At 60.4% G+C, this 7,461-nt stretch carries 8 protein-coding genes; 2 read left to right on the forward strand and 6 right to left on the reverse strand.

The genetic code is table 11. From position 1 onward, the window contains the following. The 3 genes from ABYO54_RS11570 to ABYO54_RS11580 form a co-directional block, all read right to left on the reverse strand. The coding region (locus ABYO54_RS11570) for an ABC transporter transmembrane domain-containing protein (RefSeq protein WP_372808408.1) at positions 1-823 on the reverse strand (823 nt) is incomplete at its 3' end. 108 nt (positions 824-931) lie between these two features. Then, positions 932-1,897 (reverse strand): glycosyl transferase family 90, encoded by a 966-nt coding sequence (locus ABYO54_RS11575; RefSeq protein WP_372808409.1) that lies wholly within the window; start codon positions 1,895-1,897, stop codon positions 932-934. Between the two features lie 24 nt (positions 1,898-1,921). Then, on the reverse strand, positions 1,922-2,716 hold the full coding sequence (locus ABYO54_RS11580; RefSeq protein ID WP_372808410.1) for a glycosyltransferase: 795 nt from the start codon (positions 2,714-2,716) through the stop codon (positions 1,922-1,924). A 103-nt stretch (positions 2,717-2,819) separates the two neighbouring features. On the opposite strand from ABYO54_RS11580, the gene ABYO54_RS11585 reads away from it, so the two are divergent. Both ABYO54_RS11585 and ABYO54_RS11590 read left to right on the forward strand, forming a co-directional pair. Further along, complete coding sequence (locus tag ABYO54_RS11585) at positions 2,820-3,566, forward strand: glycosyltransferase family 25 protein (protein WP_372808411.1); 747 nt, start codon at positions 2,820-2,822, stop codon at positions 3,564-3,566. After that, positions 3,567-4,259 carry a hypothetical protein gene (locus tag ABYO54_RS11590; protein ID WP_372808412.1) on the forward strand — a complete coding sequence of 231 codons (693 nt, stop codon included), beginning with the start codon at positions 3,567-3,569 and terminating at the stop codon, positions 4,257-4,259. Here the strand turns inward: ABYO54_RS11590 and ABYO54_RS11595 are convergent. From ABYO54_RS11595 to ABYO54_RS11605, 3 genes are all read right to left on the reverse strand, one after another. Continuing rightward, a complete protein-coding gene (locus tag ABYO54_RS11595) occupies positions 4,246-5,730 on the reverse strand; it encodes a phosphomannomutase/phosphoglucomutase (protein ID WP_372808413.1) in 1,485 nt (494 codons plus the stop codon). The two genes, ABYO54_RS11590 and ABYO54_RS11595, sit on opposite strands and share 14 nt — an antisense overlap. 357 nt (positions 5,731-6,087) lie before the next feature. Further along, on the reverse strand, positions 6,088-6,624 hold the full coding sequence (locus ABYO54_RS11600; protein ID WP_372808414.1) for a hypothetical protein: 537 nt from the start codon (positions 6,622-6,624) through the stop codon (positions 6,088-6,090). Beyond that, positions 6,611-7,126, reverse strand: coding sequence for a nitroreductase family protein (locus ABYO54_RS11605; protein WP_372808415.1), 516 nt, complete (start codon positions 7,124-7,126; stop codon positions 6,611-6,613). The genes ABYO54_RS11600 and ABYO54_RS11605 overlap by 14 nt, the downstream gene beginning before the upstream one ends. Positions 7,127-7,461 lie beyond the last annotated feature (335 nt).

A 7,461-nucleotide genomic window follows, 5' to 3' on the forward strand; every position in this document is an offset into this window, starting at 1 on the left:
CGACGGCGACGGAAACGCCGACCACCCCCATCAGCTCGATGCCGGGACGGATCATCTTGTCGTACTTGATGACCTTCATCGTCAGATGGCAAAAGTGCTCCAGGGCCGCGCCGAAACGGCCGATCTCGCGCTCCTGCAGGTTGAAGGCGCGGATTTCGCGCACGGCGCTGAGGTTTTCGCCGATGGTCCGGGAGATGTCGCCGCCCTGTTTCTGCACCTGCTTGGCCCGCTTGAGCTGGCGGCGGCCGAGATATTGGATCGGGAAAATAATGACCACGATGGTTCCGACGAACAGCAACAAGAAGAGCGTTTCACGCTGCTTCATGGAGAGGTAGATGAGCGCCCCGATGGCCCCGACCACGGTCATGGGCTGCACGACGAGATCGTTGGCCACCACGGTCAGCACCTGCTGCAAGGCGGTGGAATCCCCCAGCACGCGCGACATCAGGTCGCCCACTGTGTTTTTATGGAAGAACGAGAGCGGCAACCACTGCAACCGCGCGTGGACCTGCTGCTGGATCTGGAGCAGGATCCGCATGCCGGCATAGGAAACCAGGTAGATGTTGAAAAAACCGCTGATGGCCCGCACGGTCATGGCGGCCGGGAAAATCGAAATATAGGCCACCAGCACCCAGAAGTCCGGCGGCGGGCTGGCCAGAATGACGGGCAGCGCCTTGTAGAGCAGGAACGGCAGGCCAAATCCGCTGGCGGCGCCGGCGATGGCCCCGAACATCAGACCCAGAAAGAACTGCTTTCTGACGGGCTTGATCAACCCCGCATAGGGTCGGTACCGCGCTATTGTTTTGGAGATCGTGCTAGCCATTCGCTTCTTTCATGTCGTTCCGCATCCCCGCAAAAACCCACTTCATGCGGAAATAATCGGGAACAGTACTGGACCCCCCCCCCATCTTCAATAGCCGAAACCGCTTTTTCACGCGGAGGCGAGCTGCCCCGAAAGCGCCAGAAATTTCTTCATCACCAACAGACAGAGCAGCTCTTCCCTGCGCACGTCGGTAAAGATCCGGTAGTAGGCCTGGAAGTTGGCAATGATCGCCTTGGCCTCGTCCGGGTTGGCGAGGTAGTGGTCGATTTTCTCGGGCAGGTCCGCATAGTCGTCCCGCAGTTCGACATAATGCGTCCCCGGCACGAGCCGCCCCTCCATGAACCAGGTCTCGAACTTCGGTCGAACCATCAGACAGAGCGAATTCGACTGCGAAATCCATTTCAGGTTCGAGGCGACGTCGTTGCCCTCGATGGAAAGGATGAACTTGTAGCGGAGCTGCTCCTTGACGGTCATCTTCGGCTTCACCCAGTCGGGCTGGCCATCGGCCGTCGGTTCGTTCACCTGCCCCACATCGCACATCGGATGGTGCCGGTATTTCCGCAGGAAATCGTTGCGGTGGCGTTGTCCGCCGGCCCCGCGCCAAACCAACAGGTCCCGCTTATCCTCGTAGCGGAACGGATCATCCAGCGGAAAGAAATGCCGGATACGGTTGAGCTTCAGCAGCACATTGTTGGCGTTGTCGTCCGAAATCGGCCGGCTCTTCACCAACGAAGGATGGTCCATGACCCAGTTCACATCGCCGAATTGGTAATCGATGCGCACCTGCGGCGGGAAGCAACGCATCATGGCGCGCAGGTCGTAGTAATACATCGTCTGGCGGTTGCTGGGCACCCCCTTCAGCGTCACCGCGCCATCCGAAACCCCAAAAGGTTCGTCCAGCTTGCAATAGTAGCCGATCCGCTCGCCCAAACGCGCAAGCTCTTCATCGTCGAGGCCCCGCAACAGGCGATCCAACCGCCCGCGGTACAAGGACGTCGGCACCAGATAATGCTGCGGAACCGCCGCAGAAAAATAGGCGATCCGTCGAATTCGTTTGTCGGTTAGCAATGCCATTTCCCCACTCCCCCCGCCGGCAAATCAGTCGGTCTCCAGACACTGATCCAACCCGTTTTCGCAGCGAACCCGCTTCGAATCGATCGCCTCCTGCAACCTCGCCAAACTTTTCTTAACATGATCCTTGCTACACGGAGGATGGTCGAGATGGAATATGATGGCCCGACCATAGACGAACTTCCGCCGCAGCCCCTTGTTATACAACCGGATGCACAGGTCGGAATCCTCCCCGATCCCCCAACCTTCGTAGGCCTCGTCGTATCCGTTCACGGCGACTAAATCCTCCGTCCAGATCGCCAGATTGCACCCGATTAAACCTTTGTGCCGCCGATTCCGAATAACGACCGGAACCGGAAAACGGAACGATTTAACCAGTCCGCGGATTTTCCGGTGCAGGAAAAGCGAAAAAAAGGAGACTTCGTGCCGCAACAGGCCCTGGACCGCCTCCTCGCTAACGAAGGCCCGCCGCCCCTGCACAAAATATCCTTTCTCAGCCAGCTTGCGGTGATCCTCGATAAAACACGGCATCGGCAGGCAGTCGCCGTCCAGATAAACCACATACTCCCCGGTCGTGCGGGAGAGGGTAATGTTCAATATCCGGGTTTTCCGGAACCCCTTGTCCTCGTGCCAGCAATGGACAATATTCAGCTTGGACTCCCGGATCCATTGGTCCACCAACGCCCGGGTCTCCTCGCCAGATCCATCATCGGAGATCAAAACTTGCTCGGGCAGTTCCGTACCGCACTCGATCCGTCGCAATATCTCGCCAAGAGCCAGCGGATTGTTATATGTGCTGATAATCAGCGAAATCGTGGGCATGCAATCTCCTGTCCCAAAACCTATCCATACCAAAAATCTAGAATCTTCGAATAATAGACACGGCGGATTGCAAAGCAAAGGTAATCCTGCTTACTTCAGAGCCATGAATGCCTATGTCATCAACCTGCCCGACGCCGCCGAGCGGCGCGAACACGTCCAGACCAAACTCGCCGCCGAAGGAATCGATATGGTTTTGGTCGAAGCGGTATTGGGTCGGGCACTGGAACTGCCGCATCCCGACTATGACGAAACGGCCTACCGCCTGCGCCACGGCAAACGCACCAACCTCTCGGAGCTGGGCTGCTACTTCAGCCACATCAAGGCCCTCGGGATGTTCCTCGAATCCGGCCACGAACATGCGCTCATCCTCGAAGACGACGTCGATTGGTCCGTCGACCTGCGCGGCGTGCTCGACGCGGCCCTCGCGCATGCGCAGCGGTTCGACCTGCTCCGGCTCGAAGGCACCCACAGCGGCAGCCCCGTAAAAGTCGCCGACATGCAAAACGGCTTCAGCCTGTGCTGCAACCTGTCGCGCTACACGGGCTCGGGCGCCTATCTGGTCAACCGCAAGGCCGCCGCGGCCATGGTCGACCAACTGCGGCCGATGCGCCTGCCCTACGACCACGCCTTCGACCGCGAATGGACCTTCGGCATCACGGCCCTGAGCCTCCGCCCGGCCCCGATCCACCAGCGCAAGGACTTCGGCTCGCAGATCGTCGGGCAAACCAGCTACAAAAGCTTCAAGTTGCCGTTGCGCTATTTCACCGTGCTGCCCTACCGTGCCTTCAACGAACTTTCCCGCTTCGTTTGCCGAAGCCTCACCCTCCTGAAACAGAAAGGAATGCGCTAAATGAAAGCACGCGACCGACTCAAGTGGATGGGGCTCACGACCCTGGCCGCGCTCCCCTGGCGTGCCGCGGCCGCCATCGAGCGCCATTTGCCGCCGGGCCTCATGCTCAACCTCGATTTCCAAAACGTCACGAACGGCCTCATCCCCAGCAAGTCGCTCTATCCGCTGCATGTCCCGCTCGGCGATCTCACGATCGAATGGGCCAACTACCGCAACATGCTCTCGATCATGGACGGTCAGGGCCTCGACATTCCGCACAGCTCGCTGCTCGACCCCGACGGCCGCGAATGGATCGTCACCGCGCGGATCTTCGTCCTGTCCGACGGCATCGTGCTATCGCAAGGCAACGACGAGCATGGCTATGTCATCTATCTCACCGATCACGCCGTGCGCGCAACCATCCGGTCGGGCGCCTATTCCATGACGCTCAAGGAACGCGAGGACCGCGGCATCGGCAACTACCGCAAAAAATGGGTCACGATCGAACTGCGCATCAAGCCCGACACCGCCATCCTGAGCCTCAACCGCAAGCGCGTCGCCATGCTGAGCCTCGATGCCCCGTTCCGGGGCACCGACATGCAGATCCGCCTCGGCGCGCCGAGAACCCGCCCGCCCATCCTGAAGAACCTTCTGGACGTCGAGGATTCCGGCTTCACCGGGGCGTTCGCCTCGTTCAAGATTATCCGGCAATAGCCAGGCCATCGAAGCCCGACAGGAAGCCGACCACCTTTTCCTTCAGCGGGGCGGTTCCGCCCGCAACATCGCTTTCGATGTTGATCGGGATCTGCGGATCGTGCAGCGACTTGCGGACGAGGATCCAGCCGTCCGGGGTCGTCACATGAACGCCCTCGTAGTTGTTCGGCGTCAGCGACCAGCCCGCCTCGTTCGCCACGAACGCATCGAACGCCTTGAGCACCTCGTCGGCGTAGGCCGAAAAATCCGCGACCGTAATCTGCGGACGGAATTCGATCGCCTCGGCCGGCTCCGGCAGCTCGGCGATAAGCTCGTCGACCGTGCCCGCGCCCGCCGCCTTGAGCTGGGCGATCTTGATCAGGATCTTGGCAATCTGGTAGGCGCCGTCGTCGAGGAAATAGTTTTCCTTGAGCGCGCCGTGGCCGGAGGTTTCCAAGGCCAGGAACGAAGGCGTGCCGGCCTCGTTCAGGCGGATGGCTTCGTTGATGACGTTCTTGTAGCCGCGCTGGAAGCGATGATGCACGCCGCCGAGCTTTTCCTCGATCCACCACTTCAGCCCGGTCGAAGTAACCGAGTCGGTCACGATGGTCGAACCGGGGTGTTCGCCGAGGACGATGGTCGCCATCAGCGCAATGAAACGGTTGCGGTTGACCGGTTTGCCGTTTTTATCGACGGCCCCCGCGCGGTCGACGTCGGTGTCGAAGATGATGCCGAAGTCGGCGTGGTTGTCGGTCACCGCCGCAATGATGGCCTCCATCGCGTCGGGGTCTTCCGGATTCGGGATATGGTTCGGGAACGAGCCGTCGGGATCGAGGAAGCGGCTGCCCGCCGTATCGGCGCCGAGCGGCTGGAGCACCTTGTCCACGAAGAAGCCGCCCGCGCCGTTGCCCGCATCGACGACGATCTTCAGACCGTCCAGCGGCTTTTCGCTGCCGGCCCCGTTGCGGATGATTTGCACGAGATGGCTCGCGTAGTCGTCCATCAGCGCGGCGGTGGCCACCCGCTCCGGCCCGGCGGCCGCAACGGCGCCCGTTTCGGTGGCCAGCGTCAGGATTTCCTTGATGTCCGCCTTGCCCAGGCCCCCTTCGCGAATGAAAAACTTCAACCCGTTGCGGTTGAACGGAAGGTGGCTGGCGGTCAGCATGATCGAGCCGTCGTAGGCATAGTCTTCGAACACGGTCGACATAAACATCGCCGGCGTCGAGGCCAGCCCGCAGTCGTATACCGCGCATCCGGCTTTTTCGAGCCCCTGGAAAACCGCGGTCTTGATCGCCTCCGCCGAAAGGCGCGAGTCGTGGCCAACGCCCACTTTCAGCCCGCTCTTGCCCAGCTTCTTTTCCAGCCATTGGGCAAACGCGTTTCCGATCGTGCGCGCGATTTCGGGGGTCAGGTTGACCGGTTCGCCGGCGACGCCCTCGAGCGCCACGCCGCGCACATCGCTTCCATTCTGCAGCTTGAAATATGTATCCATCGCTAATAATCCTCCATGTCATTTGAACGAGCAACCGCACACCGGCCCACGCCGGGGGATTCGGATTGCATCCGCAAAACCCCTAAACCTAAATCCGGGAATCAAACCCCTGACGAACTCAGATGGACACGGATCCCCAATGAGATCAGGCGTTTTTCCCGCTTACCCGCCGGAGGAAGAGCCTGTTCGGCACATCCTGGTCATGAATCTGTGTTTATCCGCGTTCATCTGTGGTTCATTTACTTTTCTTGGCTAAAACCAAAGGTCTTGAGATTTCCAGATTCAGACCGGCCCCACCATAAAAATGTGCCCGAAATTCCAAACCGCATCATCACACGTTTAAACGTGTGATAAGCATCAGGCCTCGGGCGTTTCCGGCGAAACGGCGTAGTTTTTTCCGAAGAAGGCCTTGGCGGCAAAGATCCAGACGGAGACCAGGCCCCACCCCAACCCGAGCAACACCCCCGCATCGACAATGCCGCGCCAGGGCTGCGGCAGGCTCCGCACCGAAACGATCAACAGAATGATCATGGTGGTTAGGCTGTAGGCCACGATCTTGCGCTTGCGGGTGGCATGGAAGAAGCCGATGCAAAAGAAGGGCGCGAACACCACGCGGACGACCGTCGGATTGTTCCTCAGATAAAGGGCCCGGGCGGCGGCGCGCGGCGAGAACTTGAGGTGGAACCCCTTATAGCCCTCGGCATAGCCCATGAAAAGCAGGCTGGCCGCCAATGCGGCCCAATGCAACCGGCTAAAGGAAGATTCCGGCAACTCCGCGACATACGGCATCAGGCTGAACAGCCCGCGCCCCAGCACCAGGCTGAGCCCCGCAACCCCCCAAATCGCCCCGATTTTCCCCAGCAGGCCGCCGCCCCGCGCACTACCAGTGGTCATACCGCACCAATTCCGAAAGCGGCTTGCGGACTTTTTCGCGACCCTTTTCCTTGGGATGGCCCAGCAACAGGATCGCCAACGGCTCAATGCCCTCCGGCAGGCCCATCGCCTCGCGCACCATCGCCGGATCGAACGCGCCGATCCAGCAGCTGCCCAGCCCGTTGTCGGTGGCGGCAAGCGTCATGTGGTCGATGGCGATCGCGGCATCGACCTCCGCATAGTTCTTGTTGTCGTAGCGGTTGCGCACCCAGCCCTTTTCGCTTTCGACGCAGACCACCACCGCCACCGGCGCCTCGCGGAAAAAGGGGGCCGGATAGGCCGCCGCCAGCGCATCCAGCCCGAACGCGGCGCGCACGACGACAAACTGGAACGGCTGGAGATTCTTGGCCGTCGGCGCCAGGTTGCCCGCCTGCAAAATCTCCTGCAAGACCTCCTCCGCAACGGGTTCGGACGTGTAACTACGGATGCTGCACCGCTTTTCGGCGAGTTCGATGAATTTCATTTGAAGGCCTCCAAGGTTTTAGATTGCGGCAACTCTACCAACCCTCGATCCGATGAGAAGCCTTTTCAGCCTCCCGAAAACCGGCACGCCGATTGCTTTATATCAAGCCTCATCGCCTCCTCTACCGGGCGGAGGCCGCGGATCAAACCGCACATCCGCCTGGGAACCTCCCCCCAGCCCACAGCCACGCAACTCCACCGCAGTGTTTCCGGCGTCAACGAACGGCCAATCCACAACCTTTTTCATGGTCCACATCGTGGCATAGGGGCTGCTTTTGAGTTCAAAGAACTGTCAATCCACAACTGGTCCATCGCCGCGCTGGCGGCCCCCACCGC

Source organism: Pontiella sp., from assembly GCF_041622395.1.
Lineage (GTDB): Bacteria > Verrucomicrobiota > Kiritimatiellia > Kiritimatiellales > Pontiellaceae > Pontiella.